This is a genomic window from Microbispora sp. H11081 (assembly GCF_012999535.1).
Lineage (GTDB): Bacteria > Actinomycetota > Actinomycetes > Streptosporangiales > Streptosporangiaceae > Microbispora.
In genome coordinates this window covers 75,562-96,163 of the sequence record NZ_JABBWV010000007.1, presented here as the reverse complement: position 1 = coordinate 96,163, position 20,602 = coordinate 75,562, and the positions used below count along the sequence as shown (strand labels likewise).

The following is a 20,602-nucleotide window of genomic DNA, read 5'->3' as shown; positions in this document are numbered from 1 at the left end:
GCGCGGAGCAACGGCGGTGATGCTCGGAAGTGGCTGCCCCTCTACAGGAAGGCGGCACCTGCATGACGATCACCAACGGGTCCTTCGAATCCGCGCTCAACAAGAAAAACCTGATCTACCTCGACAAGCAACTGACGATGCGCTCCTCCGCGGACGGTTCCGTACGGCTCATCGGGCAGATCGATCTCACCAACGGCGACGCCATCGCCGACGCCCTCCACCGAGAGTGGGCCAAGCCGGGGACGGCGACCATGGACGTCTCCGAACTCGAGTTCATCGACCTCTACGGCCTGCGCGCCCTGGCGCTGCTGTCCGACATGCCCCTGGGCCAGCCGATCCGGCTGCACAACGTCACGCCCGCGCTGCGGAGGCTGCTCGGCCTCCTCAACTGGCCCGCCTTCACCATCAGCTGACCGCTGGGCCGCACTCTGGGTCACACTCGGGGCCGCCGACCGCGCCGATCACCGGCCTTCGTCCGCCGTTCTTCCCCGGGTTTCCCGTCTCGCGCGTTTCTCCCGCTCCGGATGGAGGAAAGGTATTCGTCGACGGTCGCACGACCGTTATGACCAGTGCCTGAGCCTTCGCACGGGTTCAGGCGAAATCCATCCGTGAGTTCCCCCCGACTCTCGCGAGGAGGGGTGATGAGTCTCTTCCGGGCACTCCGGCAGCCCACCGCCGACGCCAGTGGCGGATCACCGGCGTGGCGCGGTCACCGTCGCGCGCTCACGCCGCGGTGACGGGCCGACGAGGTGACGAGGTGAACCGGACCGACCTGCTGACCAGCCGGCACGGTGTCACGCTCAGTGTCACGCTCCGGCCAGGACCGGGTGTCCTGGCCGCTCCCGCCCGCTGGAGAGCCCAATGATCCTCAACCGGGTGCTCACGACGTCGACGGCCCTGCTGCGCGGCGTGCTACCCGAGCCGTTCCGAGATCTTCTCCCGTGCCCCCGCCAGGTCGTCCTCTGTCCCGGCGGGCTGCGCATCGACCTGCACGGGATCGGCCGGCCCGGGTCCGAGCCGGCCGCCGTCCGGCTGGAGGAGCGGCTGGCCGCCGTTCCCGGCGTCGAGCGAGCCGAGGTCAACGGCCGCGTCGGCGCCGTCTTCGTCGCCTGCGACCCCGACCGGGTCGACCAGGACGAGCTGCTGGCCATCGCCGCGGAGCTCGACGACCAGGAGGAGCACGCCCACGAGACCCCCGTCCACCTCGTTGAGGAGCACCTGCGGGCGACCGTGCGGCTGACGGCCGGCGTCACCGGGGTCGGGCTGGTCTTCCTTGGCAGGGCGGTCAGGGCCCCGCAGCTCCCCGCGGTCGTTCCCGCGGTGGTGCAACTGGTCAACGCCACGCCCGTCATCCGCGAACAGCTCGACCGCCGACTGGGGCGCGGACCCACCGAGGCCCTGTTCACCACCGTCAACCTCGTCACCCAGACACTCACGCTCCGCCCCGCGGCGCTGCTCGTGCAGGTCGTCGCGAACATGGGCCGCTACGTCGAGACCCGGGCCGGCCGGCGCGCGTGGGAGGGACTCGAGGAGCGGCTGGCCGCGCGCCCCGGGTCCTACCGTCACATCCGGGCCGAGGCCAGGCCGCGTCCGACGCACCTGCCGCACGGCCCGGTCGAACGCTACGCGGACGTGGCCGCCCCGATCAGCGCCGCGGCGTACGGCGTGGCCCGGGTGTTCACCCGGGGCGAGCGGCCCGCGGCCGTCCTCATCTCCGCCATCCCCCGGGTCGCCGACCTCGCCAGGGAGGCGTTCGCCGGAGCGATCACCCGTGCGCTCGGCAGGCACGACACGGTCGTCCTCGACGCCGGCCGCCTGCGCACGATGGACCGGGTCGACACCGTCGTCCTGGACGCCGCCGCGCTGACGACCGGCTCGTGGACGATCGACCGCGTCGAGCCTCTGTCGGATGGGCAGGACACCGACGAGCTGTACTCCCGGCTCTACTCCCTCATCGACTTCTCCGACCCGGGTCGCCCCCAGGACGCGGAGGGCTGGTCGGCCCGGCCGCTGCCGGACCCCCAGGGCCTGGTCGCGGACGCCGCCCTGTGGCGGTCGCGGGGGCTGCGGGCGGTGGAGGTGTCCAGGGACGGCTCTCACGTCGCCGTGGCCGGGCTCGCCCCGGAGATCGACGCGCTGGCCGTGTCCGTCGTCGGCGCGGCCAAGGCGGCCGGCACCGTCTTCCTCGCGGGTGGCGACGAGGGCCTGGCGGAGCGCCTCGCGATCCGCCGTACGCTGCCGGGCGGCGCCGAGCTCGCCGAGCACGTGCACGACCTGCAGGAGAAGGGCCGCTGCGTGGTCGTCGTGTCCGGGAGGGCCGCGCACGCGCTCGCCCAGGCCGACATCGGCGTGGGGGTCGTCCCCCCAGAGTCAGGCGGCCGGGGAGGCGCCCTGCCCTGGGACGCCGACGTCGCCGGCGAGCTGGACGGCGTCCACCTGTTCCTGCGCTGCCTGCCCCGCGCGTCCGCCACCAGCGGGAACGCCGTAAAGCTTGGCGCCGCAGGCGCGGTGGTCGGCACCCTGCTGGCCATCGCGGGCCCGGCCGCCACGGCCCTGCGGCGGGGACAGCTCGCGAGCGCCGTCGTCGCGCTGGCCGCCATCGCGCTGGGCGAATGGTCCGGGCAGAACGCGGGACGCATCCCCACCCCGGCGCGAGCCGACACCACGCCGTGGCACGCCATGTCCGCCGCCGAGGTGCTCTCACGGCTCCATTCCTCCACGCGGGGCATCGCCGCGCAGGAGGCGGGCAGGCGCCGCGCGGAGGCCGCGCCGGAGGAGGCGGAGGAGGGCCCGCACTCGCTGGCCAGGGCCACGCTCGAGGAGCTGGCGAACCCGCTCACGCCCGCGCTCGCCACCGGTGCGGGGATATCGGCCCTCGTCGGCTCGGTCCTCGACGCCGTGCTCATCGGCGGCGTGATGGTCACCAACGCCTTCCTCGGGGGCGTGCAGCGGTTCAAGGCCGACCGGGCGCTGCACCGCCTGACCGAGTCGACCGAGGTCCTCGTACGGCTGCGCCGCCCCGAGGGAGTCGTCGAGAGCACGACGGACGAGCTCGCGCCCGGCGACGTCATCGAGTTGCGCGCCGGAGACGCAGTGCCCGCCGACGCCCGCGTCATCAAGGCCGTCGGGCTGGAAGTGGACGAGTCGACGCTCACCGGAGAGTCCCAGCTCGTCTCCAAGACGGCCGCGCCGACCGTGGCGGCGGCCATCGCCGACCGCAGCTCGATGGTCTACCGGGGAACGTCGGTCGCGGCGGGCAGCGGACGGGCGGTGGTCGTCGCGACAGGTGACCTGACCGAGTCGGGGCGCAGCGCCAGGCTGGCGGGCGCGCCGAGCCCGCCCACGGGGGTGGAGCTGCGCCTGCGCGAGCTGAGCCACCGCATCCTGCCGATCTCGATCGCCTCCGGGGTGGTGCTGCTCGTCACCGACCTCCTGCGCGGGCGGTCGCTGGCCGCGGCGCTCACTCCCGCCGTGAGCCTGACGGTCGCCGCCGTGCCTGAAGGGCTGCCGTTCATCGCCACCGTGGCGGAGCTGGCCGCCGCGCGGCGGCTGTCCAAGCGCGCCGCGCTGGTGCGCAACCCGTCCACGATCGAGGCCCTGGGCCGGGTCAACGTGCTGTGCTTCGACAAGACGGGCACGCTGACCGAGGGCCGCATCAGCCTGCGGCACCTGTCCGACGGGCGCGCAGGACGTCCTGTGGACGAGGCGGACGCCGGGCTGCGGCGCGTCCTCGCCGCGGCCGTGCGCGCCAGTCCCAAGTCCGGCGCGGGCCGGGTGATCGCCCACCCGACCGACCGCGCGGTGCTCGACGGCGCCCAGCGGCTTGACGTCACGCCGGCCGAGGGGTTCGACAGCTGGGAGCGCGTGGACGAGATGCCGTTCGAGCCCGGCCGTGGCTACCACGCGGTGCTCGGCCACACCGAGGACGGGCACCTGCTCAGCGTGAAGGGCGCCCCCGAGATCGTGCTCACCCACTGCACCACCGTGCACCGCGACACCGGGCCGGTCCCCTGCACCGAGGCCGTGCGCGCGGAGCTGGAGCAGGAGGTGGAGCGGCTGGCCCGGCAGGGATACCGCGTGCTGGCCGTCGCGCAGCGGCCCGCCTCCGACCGGAACGACCTCGACGAGTCGCGCATCGAGGAGCTGTGCTTCCTCGGCTTCCTCGGCCTGGCCGACCCGGTCAGGTCCACGGCCGCGGAGAGCGTCAAACGCCTCATGCGGGCCGGGGTGCGGATCGTCATGGTCACCGGCGACCACCCGAGCACCGCCGAGGCGATCGCGGTCGAGCTGGACGCGCTGAACGGCCAGCGCGTCATGACAGGACCCGAGCTGGACGAGCTGGACGACGAGACGCTGACCAAGGTGCTGCCCGAGGTGGCGGTCTTCGCCAGGACCACCCCCGCGCACAAGGCCAGGATCGTCACGTGCCTGCGCCGTGCGGGAGAGGTCGTCGCCGTCACCGGAGACGGCGCCAACGACGCGCCCGCCATCCGTACGGCCGACGTCGGCATCGCGCTCGGCTCACGGGCGACGCCCGCCGCACGGGCCGCCGCCGACCTCGTCGTCACAGACGACCGCATCGAGACGATCGTGGACGCCATCGTCGAGGGCAGGGCCATGTGGAGCTCGGTGCGCGACGCGCTGAGCATCCTCCTCGGCGGCAACATCGGCGAGATCGCCTTCACCGTGGGGTCCAACCTGCTGGCGGGCGGAAGTGCGCTCAACGCCCGGCAGCTCCTGCTGGTCAACCTGCTCACCGACATGGTGCCCGCCATGGCCGTCGCCGTACGGCCACCCGCGTCCACCGACCCGGACAAGCTCCTCGCCGAGGGCCCTGAGGCGTCGCTGGGCGCGTCGCTGACCCGCGACATCTACCTGCGCGCGGCGATCACGACGGCGGCGGCGACGGCCGCGTGGATCATGGGCCGCATGACCGGCACCCGGGTGCGGGCGAACACCATCGGCCTGGTCGCGCTGGTTTCCGCGCAGCTCATGCAGACGTTCGCGGGAGGCGGGCGCGACCGGGTCGTCCTGGTCGCGTCGCTGGCGTCCCTGGCCGCCCTGTGGCTCATCGTCACGGTGCCGGGGGTCAGCGCGGTCTTCGGCTGCCGGCCGCTCGGCCCGATGGGCTGGGTCATCGGGCTGGGCAGCGCGGCCGCCGCGACGCTGGCCGGGGTGCTCGTGCGGCGCCCGGTCACGGAGGCGACCACCCGGGCCGAGGCCGAACGCCGCAGGAGCACGGCCCACGTGCCCGTCCCCACGCCGGCCTGACCGGCCGCCGGCCCCTGACGTCCGTACGACCGTCAGGGGCGGGCCGGTCAGGAGCGGGCGGCCTCGGCCTGCGGCGTGGACGTGCGTGCGGCCCGCGCGCCGGCCGCGGGGTCGCCCGGCCACCAGAAGCGGTCGCCCAGCAGCGTGACCAGCGCGGGGACGAGCACGCTGCGCACCAGGACCGTGTCGAGCAGCACGCCGAATCCGACGATCACGCCGATCTGGGTGAGCGTGATCAGCGGCAGCACGCCGAGCACGGAGAACACGGCGGCGAGCAGGACCCCGGCGCTCGTGATCACCCCGCCGGTCACCGCGAGGGCGATGACCACGCCCCTGCGGGTGCCGTGTTCCGCCGTCTCCTCTCTCGCCCGGGTCGCGAGGAAGATGTTGTAGTCGATCCCCAGCGCGACGAGGAACAGGAAGCTCAGCAGCGGGATGTCGAGGTCGAGCGCGGGGAAGCCGAACAGGTGCTGGAAGGCGAACCACCCCGCGCCGAGGCTCGCCCCGAAGCTGGCGATCACGGTCAGCACCAGCGTCACCGCCGCGACCACCGAGCGGAGCAGGACGAGCAGGACGACGAGCACCACGCCCAGCACCAACGGCATGATCAGCTTCTGGTCGCGTGCGGCGGCCTCGCGGTCGTCCAGCTCCGCGGCCGGCTGCCCGCCGACCACGGCCTCCGCTCCCGGCACCGCGTGCACCGCCGCGCGCAGCTCCTTGACGGCGGAGAACGCGGCCTCCGTGCCCGGCTCCGCCCGCAGCACCACGTCGGCCCTGGCGTACTCGTCGGTCCGGTCGCCCGGCGTGACCCGCAGGACGCCGGGGACGCTCGCGGCGGCGGCCTCGACCTGTCCTGCCGCGGCGGCGCGGGAGATCAGGACGACCGGCTGCGAGCTCCCGGCGGGGAAGGCACGGCTGAGCGTCTCCTGACCCGCGATGGCCTCGACCTTCTCGCGGAACTGCTCCGTCTGCGACAGGCCGATCCGCAGCCCTGTGGCTCCGGCGGCCAGCACGCCGAGCACCGCCACGCTCACCACGGTCATCAGCACGGGCCGTCGCGACACCGCGCCGCCCACGCGCGCCCACACTCCGCCGCGCGCCGGGTCCGGCTGGCCCGCCTTCGGCGCGAACGGCCAGAACAGGCCGCGGCCGAACAGCACGAGCGCGGCGGGAAGAACCAGCAGCGCATAGCAGACGGCGATCACGATGCCGAGCGCTCCGGCCATGCCGATGCCGCGCACCGACGGCGTGTCCGCGAAGGCCAGCGTCGCGAGGGCGATCGCGACCGTCGCCGAGCTCGCCAGGATGGCCGGGGCCGCGGAGCGTACGGCCTGGGCCATGGCCCTGTGCCGGTCGTCGTGGACGCGAAGCTGCTCCCGGTAGCGGGCGATGAGCAGCAGCGCGTAGTTGGTCCCGGCGCCGAACACCAGCACGGAGGTGATGCCGAGGGTCGAGTCGTCCACGCTCAGGGCGTCCGCGCGGGTCAGCATCGCGACGACCTTGGCGGCGACCTGGTCGGCGATGCCGATGACGGTGAGGGGGACCAGCCAGAGCCACGGGCTGCGGTAGGTGATCAGCAGCAGGATCGCGACGACCGACGCGGTGACCGCCAGCAGCGTGAAGTTCGCGCCGTCGAACACCGCGGCGAGGTCGACCTTGAACCCGGCCGGTCCGGTGACCTGCGCCAGCGCACCCGCGGGCAGACCTGCCGCGGCCTCCGCGCGGATCTTCTCCACGGCGTCGCCGAGATCCCCGATCGGCAGCGAGCCGCTCAGCGGGACGCTCAGCAGCGCCACGTCGCCCTTCTCCGAGTAGACGGGCGGCGGCACCCGCCCGCCCTCCGCCAGGGCCGTCAGTCGCCGCGCGTCCGCGTCGATCGACGCCCGGTCCTGCTGCGACAGGCCGCCGTCACGGCTGTAGACGACCAGGGCCGGGGCGAACTGGCCGCTCGGCAGCCGTTCCTGCAGCCGGGCCACCGTGGCCGACTCGGCGTCTCTGGGCAGGGCGGCGGCGGGATCGGTGTTCGTCTTCACCGCGCCGCCGAACGCCAGGGCCAGGCCGGAGACGATGATCGCCAGGACGACCGCGACCCACTTGCCCCGGGGGCCGGAGATCGCCGCCGGTCCAATAAGCTCTGCTTGCCTCATCCGCCATCTCTTTCCATGGTGGAATATTTCGATGATGGAAAGATTAGGTGAGCCGGGGATGGTTGGCAACGCGGGAGGTGGTGCGTGTGGCCGGGGAGACCGTGGACCCGTTCGAGCTGATGAACCTGATGCGACGTCTCAACGTCGAGGTGGACAGGTTCGCCGAGACGTTCGCGGTCGGCCACGGACTGCACCGCACCGACCTCGACGCGCTCACCGTGATCATGGACGCCTCACGTGAGGGGCGGCCGCTGACCCCCGGGGCCCTGGGCGCGGCCCTCAACCTGAGCGCGCCCGCCACCAGCGCCCTGATCAACCGGCTGGAGCAGGCCGGCCATCTCACCAGGCACCGGAGCACGGACGACCGGCGCAAGGTGGAACTCACCATGCACGAGCAGGCGGCGGCCCTCGCGAGCCGGTTCTTCGCGCCGCTCGGACGGCGGATGTCGGCGGCGCTCGGCGATTTCACCCCGGCGGAGCGCCGCGTCATCGGGCGTTTCCTCACCCGGAGCATCGAGGCCACCGTCGCGGCGAGACAGGAGACGACCGGCGAGAACGCGTGACCGCGAAGCGGCCGTCATGACCGGCGACATAGCTCGGCCGCGAAGCGGTCATCATGACCGGCGCCCCGCGGCGCGTACCGGAAAAAGCGTTGTGATCGCGGCCATCCGGCCGCGTCAAGCTCGATAATTGACAGAAGAATGCAAACGGCGGTCATCTTGCTGAGCCGCGTCCGCCTGGTTGTCCCGTCTTTCTCTTCGCACTGTTGATAGTGGCAGGAAATCACGAGGAGAAAGTCAGGGAAATGACACACACCGTCACGCCCACGGCCCGGCCCAACGTCGCCACGGAACTGTCCATCGTCCCTTCTCCACGGCAGAGCGGGCGGCCGGCGTCGCAGCACACCAACCACCGCGGGTCCACCCGGCCGTTCATCTCCCTCGCCACCGACGAGCCCGGAGTCCGCGGCCTCTTCCGGTTCCGCCCGGAGGCCGCGCTGCCGATGAACCAACTGGTGGACGTCCTGCTACGCGGAGACAGCACGCTCGGCCGCGGGGAACGCGAGTTGATCGCCACCTACGTCTCCGCGCTGAACCGGTGCCGGTTCTGCTTTCACACCCATGCCGCGTTCGCCGCCGTACGACTGCCCGAGGGAATGGACCTGATCGACCAGGTGCGGGCCGACCTCGACACCGCGCCGGTGACGCCCAAGATGCGGGCGCTGCTGCGCATCGCGGGCTCCGTGCAGCGCGGTGGCAGGGAGGTGACAGAGGAACAGGTCGCGGCCGCCCGTGCCGAGGGCGCCACCGACCTCGAAATCCACGACACCGTCCTCATCGCCGCCGCGTTCTGCATGTTCAACCGGTACGTCGACGGCCTCGGCACGGTGGCCTCCGACGATCCTGAGCACTATCTCGAACGGGCCAGGCTCACCCAGGGATACGTGGCGGTTCTGGCCGAGTCGCTGGCGGAGTCGCTGGACGAGTCGCTGGCGGAGGCGGGATGAGCCCGGTGCGGCCGGGCCGGGTCGAACGGCCCGGCCGCACCATGACGAGATCGGTCAGGCGGAGAACTCGTCGAAGAGGTAGGGGTCGTAGGGGTAGCTCCAGCGTTCGGTGATCTTCCCGTCGCTCACGCGGAACATGTGGACGCCATGGTCCTCCAGACGGCGGTCGCCCCGCTCGCCCCGGACGCGGACCATCGCCGCGACCCTGTCACCGTCGACGAGGAACGACTCCGGCTCGTATCCCATCGTGTTGCCGGACAGTTCGCCGAGCCGGGTGAGGTAGTTCAGCACCTCGTCCTTGCCGCGATAGTCGCCGGCCAGGGCCCCGCGGCCCGGGACGTGGAACACCACGTCGTCGGCGAGCAGGCTACCCCTCAGGTCGTCGAGGTTTCCTTTGGCCAGCGCGTCGTAGGTCTCACGTACCACGAGCACATTGGGGTGTTCCGACATTACGCACCCTCCGTATTGGGATTGGACTATTCGGGTGATTGTGCCGGCGCCGTACGTGGATCAGTCTCAGCGAACATCGTGGGGATGGCGGACTTACCACATGGCCATATTGCGCTAACCCCACCCGGAAAACGGCCGGGACCTGGCGATTCACCGGCGCATCCGAATCGCCCGTTGACATGGGCATGGAGGAGTAAGGATCATGTGCATTCGGTGGACCGTTTCATCCCGCATGGCCGCCGAAAACCGCTATTGCACCGGTCCGTATTCACCTCGATCCCCCTCGCCGCCCCGTCCGTCCACCTGTTCGAGGAATGAGTGAGATGCCCCATATCACGCTGCCCACCGAGGAGCCCGGCATCGTCGGCCTGTTCGGCTACCGGCCCGAGACCGCGGCGCCGATGAACGCGCTGGCGGAGGTGCTGCTGCGCGCGGCCAACACGCTGACCAGGGGCGAGCGCGAGTTGATCGCCACCTACGTCTCCTCCCTCAACGAGTGCCGGTTCTGCGCCTCCTCCCACGCCGCGTTCGCCGCGGCGCAGTTGCCCGAGGGCATGGACCTGGTCGACCAGGTGCGGGCGGACCTCGACACCGCGCCGGTGACGCCCAAGATGCGGGCGCTGCTGCGCATCGCGGGCTCCGTGCAGCGCGGTGGCAGGGAGGTGACAGAAGAACAGGTCGCCGCCGCCCGTGCCGAGGGCGCCACCGACCTCGAAATCCACGACACCGTCCTCATCGCCGCCGCGTTCTGCATGTTCAACCGGTACGTCGACGGCCTCGGCACGTTCGCCCCCGAGGACCCGGCGGCGTACGCGGCGATGGCGGAGAAGATCGTCACGACGGGTTACGGCGACGGCGCACCGGAGTCCCGGCACTGATGGTGGAGACACGCCCGACCCACCGCTATCTGATCATCGGCGCGGGCCCCGGAGGGCTCCAGCTCGCCTACTTCCTGCACCGCGCGGGCGCCGACTACCTCGTGCTGGAGCGCGAGGCGGCGCCGGCGTCGTTCTTCCGGCACTACCCCCGCCACCGCAGGCTGATCTCGCTCAACAAGGTGCACATCAGCGAGAAGGACCCCGAGATCGCGCTGCGGTGGGACTGGAACTCGCTGCTCAACGACTCCCCTGAGCTGCACTTCCCCCGCTACTCGCAGGAGTACTTCCCGCACGCCGACGACCTCGTGCGCTATCTCACCGACTTCCGGCGCGAGCACGGCCTGAATGTGCGGTTCTCCACCCCCGTGGAACGGATCGAGAAGACCGACGGGGTGTTCGCCGTGCACACGGCGGGCGAGGTGTTCCACGCCGAGTGCGTCATCGTCGCGGCCGGGTGGGGCGGGCCCCACGTGCCGGACATTCCCGGCATCGAGCTGGCCACGGGCTACGAGGACATGCCGATCGACGGGCAGGAGTTCACGGACCAGCGCGTACTGATCATCGGCAAGGGCAACTCGGCCTTCGAGACCGCCCAGGCCATGCTCGGCCACGCCGCCGTGATCCACCTCGCCAGCCCCAGCCCCGTACGGCTCGCCTGGACGAGCAAGCACCCGGGTCACGTGCGCGGCCAGTACGGCGCGCTGCTGGACAGCTACTGGTTCAAGACCCTGCACGGCGTGCTGGAGTGCCGGGTCGACCGGCTGTGGCGCGAGGGCGATCGGATCAAGGCGGCGATCACCTACACGCTGGCCGAGGACGAGAGCACGGTGCTCGAATATGACGCCGTCCTGCGCTGCACCGGCTTCACCATGGACCGGTCGATCTTCGGCTCCTCCTGCCTGCCCGACCTCGCGCCGAACGGGCGGATGCCCGCGATCCGGCCCGACTTCCAGTCGGCGAACATCGACGGGCTCTACTTCGCCGGCACGCTCATGCAGGCGCGCGACTTCAAACGCGCCTCGTCGGCCTTCATCGACGGGTTCCGCTACAACCTGCGCACGCTCGGGGCTCTGCTCGCCGAGCGGTACGAGGGCGCGGAGCTGGAGCAGCAGGTGCTGCCGGTGGACGCCGACCAGCTCACCTCGGCGATGCTGGAGCGGGTCAACTACAGCTCGGCGTTATGGACCCAGTTCGAGTACCTGTGCGACGTCTACGTCGTGGCGGACGGCCGGGTCACGCGCTACGCCGACCTGCCAGAGGACTACGCCGTCGAGCGGTTCGGCGACGGTCCGCTCGCCTTCACCGTCACGCTGCGCTGGGGTCCCAGGGACGCGCACAGCGACGTGTTCGCCATCAAGCGGCATCCGGTGCCCGAGCGGGCGCACGAGAGCGCCTTCCTGCACCCCGTAATACGGGCGTGGCGGGGCGGAGAGCAGATCGCCGAGCGCCACCTGCTGGAGGATCTCCTGGCCCAGTGGCGCGATCCCGTCCGCCACGTGGAGCCGCTGCGCGCGTTCCTTGAGTCGCTGCTGCCCGAGTCCTGAGCACGATCCCTGACCGGGCGGGGCGCCGGGCTTCCGGCGCCCCGCCCGTCTCAGGTCAGCAGCCGCGCCACGAGGTCGTCCACCACGTCCTCGGCGCGGCCCCGCCGGGTGTAGGCGGCCCGCTGCCGGACCGCTCCGGTGCCCGCGGCGTACAGCGCCTTCAGCCGCGCGGTCACGTCGGCGAGGTCGCCGGTCTCCTCCAGGGCCGGGGCGATGTGCCGCAGCAGCGCGCCGGCGAGGTCGCGGGCGGGCCGGCGCTCGCCGGTCATCGGGTCGATGCCGTGGCCGTCGAGGCCGTCCCTGGCCGCCTGCCAGTACGCGGCGCGCAACAGCTCGGCGGACGGCGCGGGTCCCGGGTCGCCGTGCTCCACCCGCCGCAGCCCGGTCATCACCAGGCCCCTGGCGACCATCGCGAGCAGCGCGGCCTCGGCCGCGGTGGCGGGCACGTCGGTCACCCTGACCTCGATCGTCGGGAGCCTGGCCGATGGCCGGACGTCCCAGAAGATCGTCCCGGGGTCCACCAGCACGCCCGCCTCGGCCAGCGTGCCGGTCAGCCGCTCGTACTCGTCGAGAGAGGAGAAGTACGGCGGAGGGCCCGCCACCGGCCACTTGCCCCAGCACAGGGTGCGCCAGCTCGCGTATCCGGTGTCCCGCCCCGTCCAGAACGGTGAGTTGGCCATGAGGGTGATCAGCACCGGCAGCCACGGCCGCAGGTGGTTGCCCACCAGCACGGCGTGCTCCCGGTCCGGCAGGTGGACGTGCACGTGACCGGCGCAGATGCTCTGCTCGTCGTGCAGGGCGCGGTAGTTCTGGATGCCCACCTCATACCGGGGACCTTCGATGATCGGCGGCGGGACGACGTCGCCGAGCACCGGCGTGCCCGACGCCACCACGGCCAGCCCCTCCTCGCGGGCGGCCGCCGCCACCGCCTCCCGCATGCGGCGCAGGTCCTCCTCCAGCCCGGCCGCCCGGGCGTGCGGGCCGGTCTTGGCCTCCACCTGATACAGGGTGATCTCGAGGTTCGTCCGCCCGCCCAGCGCCCCGGCGGCCCGCTGGACCACCGCTCCCGCGTGCGGCGCCGCCGCCCGGGTGACGGGATCGACGACGACGTACTCCTCTTCGACGCCCATCAGCGGACGGGCCGGGTCGAACGGCGCCTGCCCGGTCGTCTCGGTCGTCACGGCCGTCATCCGTGCGCTCCGGAGCGGCGGCTGTCCTGTGCGGCGATCATGAGGAAACGGTACCGATCGGACGACGTTCTGTCGGGGCAAACGGCATTTCCCGGCGGGCGGCCGTCAGCGGTGGCGGCGGTGCTTGTGCGCCTTGCCGCCCTGTCGGTGCTTCCGCTCCCGCTGCTGCTTCGCCCGGTGCTTCGCCCGGTGGTCGTACGGCTTGTCCGACACCTTGAACTTCTGGAACCCGAAGTCGGGCAGCGTGATCGGCTTGGAGGGGTCGTCCGAGATCGGGACGACCACCACGTCGTGCCGCACGCCGTCCTTGCCCTTCAGGTGGTAGACGGCCTGCTTCGGCTCGGCGCGCGGCCGCAGGTAGGGCATGGGACCGGCCGGGACCGGCGCGCCGGGGAACGGCATGGCCACGGGCGCGACGCGCGGCCCTTCGTCGACAGGGGCATACCTGGGGCCGTCACCCGCGCCGGTGGGGGTGTAGCGGAGGTCCCGGACCACAGTGTCGGGCTGCGCCGGGTCTCCCCCGGGTGAGCCCGCGTACGGCGCGGGGCCGCCCATGGGCGAGCCCACGGACGGCGCGGGGTCGGCGGACACGGCCGGTCCGGCGATCAGGGCCGCGGCGACGGCCGCGGCGGCCAAGCAGGTGATCATGAGTCTCCCCCGAGGTCACGGATCGTACGAGGAAGACGCTAGGCAGACGTCCGGCGCCGATCACGCGGGCGGCGCCCAATGTCGGGTCAAAGCTGGAACTCGCCCGCTCATGGTCACCGGCGGGCCCAGGGTGGAAGCAGGGTGAAAGCAGGGTGGAGGCGGGGTGAAGCAGGGCGGGATCAGGGCAGCGGGCTCAGGTGGACGACCTTGGTGTGGGTCATCTCGTCGAGCAACTCCGGGCCGTACCCGAAGCCGTGCCCGCTGGCGCGCACCGGCTGCGCCGCGCCGCCCGGCGCCCCGCCGAAGACGGCGTTGATCTTCACCGTGCCCACCGGCAGCTCGCGCCAGGCCCGCTGGGCGTTGGCCATCGACGGGGTGAGCACGGTGGCCGCCAGGCCGTACCGCGACTCGCGGGCCAGCTCCAGCGCCTCGTCGAACGACTCGGTCACCCGCACCGCCGCGACCGGCCCGAACGTCTCCTCGCGCATGACGTCCATGTTCTCCGTGCACCCGGCCAGCACGGTCGGCGGATAGAAGGCGCCCGGCCCCTCGGGCACGTACCCGCCGGTCAGCAGCCGCGCCCCCGCCTCGATCGCGCCGCGTACGTGCCGGTCGACGAGGTCGCGCTGGACCCGGTCGACGAGCGGCCCGAGGGTGGTCTCCTCGTCCAGCCCAGGACCCATGCGCAGCTCCTCGGCCCGCTGCACCAGCGCGGCGAGGAACTCCTCGGCGACGTCGCGGTGGACGTAGACGCGCTCGGCCGAGGTGCAGATCTGCCCGGCGTTGGCGAAGCAGCCCGTCGCGGCCTGACCGGCGGCCCACTTCACGTCCACCCCGGCGTCCACGATCAGCGGGTCCTTGCCGCCGTTCTCCAGCAGGGTCCTCGCGCCGGTGCGCGCGGCCACGGCGGCGATGGCCCGCCCGGCGGCGGTCGAGCCGACGTGCGCGACGAGGTCGACGCCCGGGTGCGCGGCCAGCGCCTCGCCCGGATGGCGGTCGCCCGGCACCATGGTCAGCACGCCAGGCGGCAGCTCCGCGGCCATCAGCCCGGCGAGCAGCGCGCCGGTGTGCGGCGTACGCTCCGACGGCTTGTGCACGACAGCGTTGCCCGTCACCACCGCCGCGCCGACGAGTCCACAGGCGATGGCCACCGGGTCGTTCCACGGCGTGATCACGGCGACGATCCCGCACGGCTCGCGCACCATCAGGTCCGTGGCGTGCCACCCGCCCTGCAGGCTCCGCCCCCGGTGCAGCGGTCCCAGCTCGGCGTACTGCCTGAGCGTGCCGATCCCCGCCGCCACGCCGCCGCGGCTGTCGCCGATCGGCTTGCCCATCTCCCTGGTCACCAGCTCGGCCAGCTCCTCCGCGCGGGCCTCGATCCGGTCGGCCATGCGGTGCAGGCAGGCCGCCCGCTCGGCGGGAGCCGTACGGGCCCAGGCCGGCTGGGCGCGGCGGGCCGAGCCGACCGCCCGCTCCACGTCCTCCGCGCTCCCGGCGGGGAAGCTCCCGACCGGCTCCCCGGTCGCCGGGTCGGCGATCGTGCGGTCCCGCTCGCTCGCGCTCGCCGTCCACTCCCCGTCGGTCAGCACCCAGCGATCCCTGTCGCGCACCCCGGCCTCCTCCGTCGCCCTCGCAGCGCTCTACCCTCCGGCGCGTACGGTTATCACCCGGCTGCCTAGAGTCTCCGTATGCGACGGCGTCGGCCCGATGGCCGCGCCTGGCGGGGCGTCCCGGGGCTCAGGTGAGCGCGGTGAAGTCGGCGAAGTCGAAGCCGGGGGACACGACGCAGCTCACCAGCACGCCCTCCGTCCCCGCCGGACGGGCCGCCTGCCAGGTGCCCGCCGGCACCACCGCCTGGGGGACCTGCCCGTTCTCCACGTCGGGGCCCAGGACGACCACGTCCTCGCGGCCGGGCCGCTCACCGGCGCCGCCGAGCACGAGGGTCAGCGGCCCGCCCCGGTGCCACAGCCACACCTCGTCGGACCGCACGGCGTGCCAGACGGACTCCTCGCCCGGCTCAAGCAGGAAGTAGATGCCCGTCGCGGTCGCCCGCGCGCCGCCGTACCCGGGGGGTTCGAGGGAGACCGCAGAACGCCACGTCTCGCGGTACCACCCGCCCTCGGGGTGCGGGAGCAGGCCGAGGGCCTCGGCGACCGGGGGACGCGTCTGGACCGCCACGAAGGCCCCGGTGACGTCCCTGCGCAGGAACCGGGGAGGCGCGCCCGGGTCGTCCTCGTCCACCGCCACGACGGGATCCGCGCCGGGAAAGGCGGTGGCGGCGACCCTCAGCGCCTCCTCCTCGTCCCGTACGGGAACTCCCGGCCCGCCGGGATGGGCGTCCAGCGTCATCAGCAGCAGCACGCCGCCGATCGTACGGCAGGCCGATCGGCGCGCTCGACGACTGTCCACAGGCCCGCCGGGGGCCGGTGGACGAGGGGCGTGAGCCCGCGTTACTTGATCGTTATGGAACGGGTCGCACAAAACAGTGGTTTTGCACGTTCCAACTCAGTGCAAACCGCTGTGAAACACCCCACGAGGAGTAGACCGTGAATACCCTCCGGCGGGCGGCCCACGTCACACTCTCCGTCGCCGCCCTCGCCGTCGCTACGGCCTGCTCGGCGGGAGGCACCACCGCTCCCGCCGCATCAGTCACTGGTGCGGCCGGTACGACCACCCAGGCTCCGGCCACCAAGACCCAGGCCGCCGCCGAGGCGACGGCGACGAACGCCGCGCAGGTCGCGTCCAAGACGGCGCGCAAGGCGACGAAGCCCAAGCTCGGCATCGCCGACATCACCCCCATGGGGGAGAAGGTCGAGCGGGTCGGCGTCGGTTTCCCGATCATCGTCACCTTCGACCGGACGGTACGCAACCGGGCGGCCGCGGAAGCGGTGCTGCAGGTGCAGGCCCAGAAGCCGGTCGAGGGCGCATGGCGCTGGGTCTCCGACCGCAAGGTCATCTATCGCACCAAGACCTACTGGAAGCCGCACCAGAAGGTCCTGTTCACCGCCCGGTTGAGCCAGATCCCCGGCAACGAGGCCGCCAAGGACGTCTCGCGCCGCTTCGCCGTCGGCACCGCCAACATCTCGGTGGTCGACACCAAGAAGCACGTGATGAAGGTGCGCCGCGACGGGAAGCTCGCCAAGACCATCCCGATCAGCGCGGGCAGCGGCGGCCTGCGCCGCAACGGCGTGGACGTCTATCTGACGACCTCCGGCGTGCACCTCGCGATGGGCAAGAAGCGGGTCGAGACGATGACCTCGTCCTGGCTCGGCGTCACCGACCCCAAGGACCCGCTCTACTACAAGCTGGAGATCCCCTGGGCGGTCCGGATCTCCGACAGCGGCGAGTACGTCCACCAGAGCGCGGGCGACTACCACTTCCTGGGCAAGTCGAACCAGAGCCACGGATGCGTGCGCGCCACCCCCGCCGGGGCCAAGTGGTTCTACGGCATCAGCCAGCGCGGTGACGTCATCGAGATCACCGGCACCAAGCGCAAGCTCGACTGGCGCAACGGCTGGAGCTACTGGCAGCTGAGCTGGAACCAGTGGAAGCGCGGCAGCGCGCTGCCCGCCGGTTCCGCGTCGGCCACCCCCTCCCCGTCGGCCTCCCCCTCCGCCGTCCAGGAGGGTCTGCAGGGCTAGACCTGTCTCCGCTTCCCGCGGCGCTCCCTCCGGCCGGCCCGGCTCGGAGGAGCGCCGCGTGCCGTACGCGGCCGGAAGTCAGGACCCGGCGGTTCGCCAGGACTCCACGGTCGCTTCCGCGATGGCCCGCATGCGCAGGCCGTACGCCGCGTGCCCGTCGGCCACGAAGCTGCCGTCCCTGAACGGCAGCCCGGAGAAGCCCGCGCGGAACGGCCCCGGCGATGCGCCGCTCGGGAGGGGCTCGTACGCCTCGAAGGGCGCCGGGTCGTAGCCCGAGCGGCTCCCGTGCCTGTTGCGGGCCACCTGGTACGCCGCCACGCGCAGCAGCGCGTCGAGGCCCTTGTCGAGGAAGAACTGCAGCAGCCGGAACTGCGTGCCGAGGTACTTCTCATGGGCCCGGGAAGGATGCTGCAGGAGATACGCGCAGACCACGACGGTGTGCCACCTGTACATCTGAGGATCGGCCTGCTCTTCGGCCAGGATCGCGTGGTAGTAGTCCGCGCACTCGCCCAGTGGACCGGCGGCGGCGCCGCAGTCGCACTGGCCCGCACCGGCGCCCTCGGTCATGGACCGCACCCTAGGCGGCCGGCGACGGTCACGTCGACGGCATTTCCCCCAGGCCCCTTCGACACGATCCTGGCTCGACAAGAGCACTGCTCTTGAAATAAGTGCATCGCTCTTGACATGACGGCGCCCCGGAGAGAGCATCGCTCTCATATAGGAGCACTTATCTCTCTGGAGGCGTCCATGTCGTTGCTCTACTCGGGTCCGTCCCTGGCCGTGCTGCACGAGGAGTACGCCGCACGGGGTCGCGTCGACCCCGCCGCCCAGGTGGTCTCCTCCTCCCACCTGGTCGTGGACGTGGCCGTCGACCGCGTCTGGGAGGTCATGGCCGACCTGCGGACATGGCCGTCATGGGCCTCCGGCATCCGGATCACGGAACTCGGCGCGGTGCGCCCGGGCGCGTCCTTCCGGTGGCGGCTGAACGGCATGCCCCTGCGGTCGCGGTTCGCCGTGATCGAACCCCTGCGGGAACTCACGTGGACGGGCGTCTTCCTCGGCCTCTACCGGGCGGTGGACCGGCACGTCCTGGAGCCGCTGGAGGACGGGCGCACGAGGATCACCGTGGAGGAGTCCCTCGCCGGCCCACTGCTGCCGCTCTTCTACCGGGAGCACATGCTCAGGGCCAACCACGAGCGGTGGCTCGCGAACCTCGCCCGCGCCGCCGCCTGAGCCGTCCCGCCGTACGCGCCGACCCTCGGCCCCCCCCTTCTGCGCCACCCCGCGAGCAGACGCCAATATCCCGAAAAAGCCGAAATGCGTTTCTCCAATGGGGCTTCGCATGCCCTCGCGGCCTGTGGAAAAAGTCCACTCGCGCTACCCGGCGATGCTTTGATGAGCGGAAGCAAAAGAAACGTCGACCGAGGGGTAAAGACATGCTTAAGCTACTTCTCCAGCAAATGGCAGAATTCCTCGACACCGACGACGACCCGCACCTGGGCGACGACGCGCACGCGCTCGACCAGGACGACTACGCGGAGGAGACGGACGACCTGGACGACGATTTCTAGCGCTTCACCCGAAATCCCACCACAATTCAGAAAGCCCCCCAAATGACGTTCACGCTGCATTACGTACGCTCTCGGACATATAAGGCGCGCGACGCCTGGTGGACCGTTTTCCTCGTGGACCCCCTGGCGGGCCGGCTGGTCGTGACGACCGCCAACCGCACCTCCATCACCCCGAACCAGATCACCTGGGGCGCCTTCGTGCTCGGCCTCGGCTCGGCCTGGTGCTTCCTGCGGGCCGGGTGGCCGTGGCTCGTCGCGGGGGCGGCCCTCTACCACGTGAGCTTCGTCCTCGACTGCATGGACGGAAAGATCGCACGGCTCAAGGGGACGGGGACCGTCCTCGGCGGCTGGCTCGACTACGTCTTCGACCGCATCCGCGTGCTGGCCTGCACCGCCGCCCTGATGTGGGGGCAGTACGCCGCCACGGGGCAGGACCTCTACCTGGTCCTCGGCATCGCCGTGGTGTTCCTCGACATGCTGCGTTACGTCGACGCCCTGCAGATCGCGAAGGTCCGCCGTCAGATGCGCAAGGCGCTGCGGGAGGCCTACGAGGAGTCGGCGGGCGGCGGCTCGGTCGCGCTGCCCGCGGACCTGTTGCGCGACGACCTCGACAGCGACCCCGACGAGATCAGGATCCGCCTGACCGACGCCGTGGACCTGCAGAAGGAGTTCCGCGACCGCTTCTCCTGGTACCCCGGCATGCGCGAGTGGCTGCGCGACCACCGGATCCGCACGCATCTGGTCAGCGGCATCGAGTTCCAGATGGCCGTGTTCATCGTCGGCCCGCTGACCGGCGCGGTCATCCCGGTCACGATCGGCGCGGCCACCCTGTTGCTCCTCTTCGAGGCCGCCATCATGTACAAGCTCGTGCTGTCGTCCCGCGACCTCAACCGCGCGCTGGCCACGCTCCGCTCGTCCGCGAAACCGTCCGTCTCCGGCACCCCCGCCGGTTGAGCGTCCCGGTGGTTGAGCGTCCCGGCGGTTGAGCGTCCCGGTGGTTGAGCGTCCCGGCGGTTGAGCGTCCCGGTGGTTGAGCGTCCCGGTGGTTGGGCGTCCCTGCGGTGTCCGAGGGTTCCGCGCCGGTGAGGCCCGCTGGGCCCCATAGAGGTCGAGTAGAGGTCCGGTAGAGGCGCCGTCGCGGCGGGTAGCGGTGGGGACATGACCGATCACGACGAACCCGCCGGCCTGCCCGACCCCGCCCACCGCCGTCCCATGGGGCTGGACGACGTCACCGTCGACGCGCTGGGCAGGCTCAGCAAGGCGCTGGAGACCATCCACAGGGTCAGAGGCCATCTGTACGCCTTCCACCAGCTCACCGGGACGGCGGACTTCGAACTGGACAACGCCGTACGGCTGCTGCGGGAGGCCGGCCACGACAAGTGGGCCGACCGGATCGAGCGTGAGCTGATCGGCCGCAACGTCATCCAGGGCCGGTGGACCTTCCAGATCGTCGAGGAGTACGACGACGGCTACTACGCGACCTTCCAGGAGCTGGAACGTCAGGCCCGCAACGAGCTCGCCGGGGGGATTCGCCACCTTTACGAGGCCGAGCTGAAGCAGCAGCGGCGCACGCCGGGGCAGCCAGGCCACGAGACCACACCCTGAGACCGGGCACCGAGACCGGGCACCGAGACCGGGCACCGAGACCGGCCGCTGAGACCACGCCCTCGGACTTCGGCTGCGCATCCACCCACGCCGCGCCGCGCGACGGCTGGGACATCTCACCCCGGGCGATCTTTGACCCTGGGGCGATGC

The 20,602-nt window shown here is 71.9% G+C and carries 17 protein-coding genes; 10 read left to right on the top strand and 7 right to left on the bottom strand.

From position 1 onward, the window contains the following. The first annotated feature begins 62 nt into the window (after positions 1-62). Positions 63-413, top strand: coding sequence for an STAS domain-containing protein (locus HHX31_RS19355; RefSeq protein ID WP_169949715.1), 351 nt, complete (start codon positions 63-65; stop codon positions 411-413). Positions 414-861: 448 nt separating this feature from the next. Further along, the gene (locus HHX31_RS19350) at positions 862-5,271 is read left to right on the top strand and encodes an HAD-IC family P-type ATPase (protein ID WP_169949714.1); all 4,410 of its coding nucleotides are present in this window, start codon (positions 862-864) and stop codon (positions 5,269-5,271) included. 47 nt (positions 5,272-5,318) lie between these two features. On the opposite strand, the gene HHX31_RS19345 is transcribed toward HHX31_RS19350, so the two are convergent. Further along, positions 5,319-7,418 carry an MMPL family transporter gene (locus HHX31_RS19345; protein ID WP_169949713.1) on the bottom strand — a complete coding sequence of 700 codons (2,100 nt, stop codon included), beginning with the start codon at positions 7,416-7,418 and terminating at the stop codon, positions 5,319-5,321. Positions 7,419-7,504: 86 nt separating this feature from the next. On the opposite strand from HHX31_RS19345, the gene HHX31_RS19340 reads away from it, so the two are divergent. Both HHX31_RS19340 and HHX31_RS19335 read left to right on the top strand, forming a co-directional pair. Next, positions 7,505-7,981, top strand: a complete 477-nt coding sequence (locus tag HHX31_RS19340) for a MarR family transcriptional regulator (RefSeq protein ID WP_211589976.1) — start codon at positions 7,505-7,507, stop codon at positions 7,979-7,981. Positions 7,982-8,223: 242 nt separating this feature from the next. Further along, positions 8,224-8,925, top strand: a complete 702-nt coding sequence (locus tag HHX31_RS19335) for a carboxymuconolactone decarboxylase family protein (protein WP_169949712.1) — start codon at positions 8,224-8,226, stop codon at positions 8,923-8,925. 54 nt (positions 8,926-8,979) lie between these two features. Here the strand turns inward: HHX31_RS19335 and HHX31_RS19330 are convergent, their stop codons facing one another. Further along, positions 8,980-9,357 carry a nuclear transport factor 2 family protein gene (locus tag HHX31_RS19330; protein WP_211589974.1) on the bottom strand — a complete coding sequence of 126 codons (378 nt, stop codon included), beginning with the start codon at positions 9,355-9,357 and terminating at the stop codon, positions 8,980-8,982. 341 nt (positions 9,358-9,698) lie between these two features. Between HHX31_RS19330 and HHX31_RS19325 the strand changes: the two genes are divergently transcribed. Then, a complete protein-coding gene (locus HHX31_RS19325; RefSeq protein WP_169949710.1) occupies positions 9,699-10,253 on the top strand; it encodes a carboxymuconolactone decarboxylase family protein in 555 nt (184 codons plus the stop codon). After that, the gene (locus HHX31_RS19320) at positions 10,253-11,797 is read left to right on the top strand and encodes an NAD(P)-binding domain-containing protein (RefSeq protein WP_169949709.1); all 1,545 of its coding nucleotides are present in this window, start codon (positions 10,253-10,255) and stop codon (positions 11,795-11,797) included. Before HHX31_RS19325 ends, HHX31_RS19320 begins: the two co-directional genes overlap by 1 nt. A gap of 50 nt (positions 11,798-11,847) precedes the next feature. Here the strand turns inward: HHX31_RS19320 and HHX31_RS19315 are convergent, their stop codons facing one another. The 4 genes from HHX31_RS19315 to HHX31_RS19300 all read right to left on the bottom strand — a co-directional run bounded on the left by HHX31_RS19315 (position 11,848) and on the right by HHX31_RS19300 (position 15,996). Then, the gene (locus HHX31_RS19315; RefSeq protein WP_169949708.1) at positions 11,848-12,987 is read right to left on the bottom strand and encodes a glutamate--cysteine ligase; all 1,140 of its coding nucleotides are present in this window, start codon (positions 12,985-12,987) and stop codon (positions 11,848-11,850) included. A 105-nt stretch (positions 12,988-13,092) separates the two neighbouring features. After that, complete coding sequence (locus HHX31_RS19310; RefSeq protein WP_169949707.1) at positions 13,093-13,635, bottom strand: hypothetical protein; 543 nt, start codon at positions 13,633-13,635, stop codon at positions 13,093-13,095. Between the two features lie 179 nt (positions 13,636-13,814). Next, a complete protein-coding gene (locus HHX31_RS19305) occupies positions 13,815-15,245 on the bottom strand; it encodes an aldehyde dehydrogenase (RefSeq protein WP_211589973.1) in 1,431 nt (476 codons plus the stop codon). A 127-nt stretch (positions 15,246-15,372) separates the two neighbouring features. After that, positions 15,373-15,996: a cupin domain-containing protein gene (locus HHX31_RS19300; RefSeq protein WP_311932065.1), complete on the bottom strand. Its 624-nt coding sequence runs from the start codon at positions 15,994-15,996 to the stop codon at positions 15,373-15,375. A 185-nt stretch (positions 15,997-16,181) separates the two neighbouring features. Between HHX31_RS19300 and HHX31_RS35200 the strand changes: the two genes are divergently transcribed. Beyond that, complete coding sequence (locus HHX31_RS35200; RefSeq protein ID WP_169949706.1) at positions 16,182-17,276, top strand: Ig-like domain-containing protein; 1,095 nt, start codon at positions 16,182-16,184, stop codon at positions 17,274-17,276. Between the two features lie 78 nt (positions 17,277-17,354). On the opposite strand, the gene HHX31_RS19290 is transcribed toward HHX31_RS35200, so the two are convergent. Further along, on the bottom strand, positions 17,355-17,843 hold the full coding sequence (locus tag HHX31_RS19290; RefSeq protein WP_169949705.1) for a DUF5946 family protein: 489 nt from the start codon (positions 17,841-17,843) through the stop codon (positions 17,355-17,357). Positions 17,844-18,023: 180 nt separating this feature from the next. Here HHX31_RS19290 and HHX31_RS19285 point away from each other — a divergent pair, with 180 nt between their 5' ends. The 3 genes from HHX31_RS19285 to HHX31_RS19275 all read left to right on the top strand — a co-directional run bounded on the left by HHX31_RS19285 (position 18,024) and on the right by HHX31_RS19275 (position 20,452). Next, positions 18,024-18,509, top strand: a complete 486-nt coding sequence (locus HHX31_RS19285; protein WP_169949704.1) for an SRPBCC family protein — start codon at positions 18,024-18,026, stop codon at positions 18,507-18,509. Positions 18,510-18,961: 452 nt separating this feature from the next. After that, the gene (locus tag HHX31_RS19280) at positions 18,962-19,801 is read left to right on the top strand and encodes a CDP-alcohol phosphatidyltransferase family protein (protein WP_311932061.1); all 840 of its coding nucleotides are present in this window, start codon (positions 18,962-18,964) and stop codon (positions 19,799-19,801) included. 204 nt (positions 19,802-20,005) lie between these two features. Continuing rightward, on the top strand, positions 20,006-20,452 hold the full coding sequence (locus HHX31_RS19275; protein WP_169949702.1) for a hypothetical protein: 447 nt from the start codon (positions 20,006-20,008) through the stop codon (positions 20,450-20,452). Positions 20,453-20,602 lie beyond the last annotated feature (150 nt).

Coding starts and splice junctions, on each gene's coding strand:
- HHX31_RS19320 (WP_169949709.1), top strand. CDS start 10,253: ATGGTGGAGACACGCCCGACCCACCGCTATCTGATCATCGGCGCGGGC.
- HHX31_RS19350 (WP_169949714.1), top strand. CDS start 862: ATGATCCTCAACCGGGTGCTCACGACGTCGACGGCCCTGCTGCGCGGC.
- HHX31_RS19290 (WP_169949705.1), bottom strand. CDS start 17,843: ATGACCGAGGGCGCCGGTGCGGGCCAGTGCGACTGCGGCGCCGCCGCC.
- HHX31_RS19285 (WP_169949704.1), top strand. CDS start 18,024: ATGTCGTTGCTCTACTCGGGTCCGTCCCTGGCCGTGCTGCACGAGGAG.
- HHX31_RS19355 (WP_169949715.1), top strand. CDS start 63: ATGACGATCACCAACGGGTCCTTCGAATCCGCGCTCAACAAGAAAAAC.
- HHX31_RS19325 (WP_169949710.1), top strand. CDS start 9,699: ATGCCCCATATCACGCTGCCCACCGAGGAGCCCGGCATCGTCGGCCTG.
- HHX31_RS19315 (WP_169949708.1), bottom strand. CDS start 12,987: ATGACGGCCGTGACGACCGAGACGACCGGGCAGGCGCCGTTCGACCCG.
- HHX31_RS19310 (WP_169949707.1), bottom strand. CDS start 13,635: ATGATCACCTGCTTGGCCGCCGCGGCCGTCGCCGCGGCCCTGATCGCC.
- HHX31_RS19345 (WP_169949713.1), bottom strand. CDS start 7,418: ATGAGGCAAGCAGAGCTTATTGGACCGGCGGCGATCTCCGGCCCCCGG.
- HHX31_RS19335 (WP_169949712.1), top strand. CDS start 8,224: ATGACACACACCGTCACGCCCACGGCCCGGCCCAACGTCGCCACGGAA.
- HHX31_RS19275 (WP_169949702.1), top strand. CDS start 20,006: ATGACCGATCACGACGAACCCGCCGGCCTGCCCGACCCCGCCCACCGC.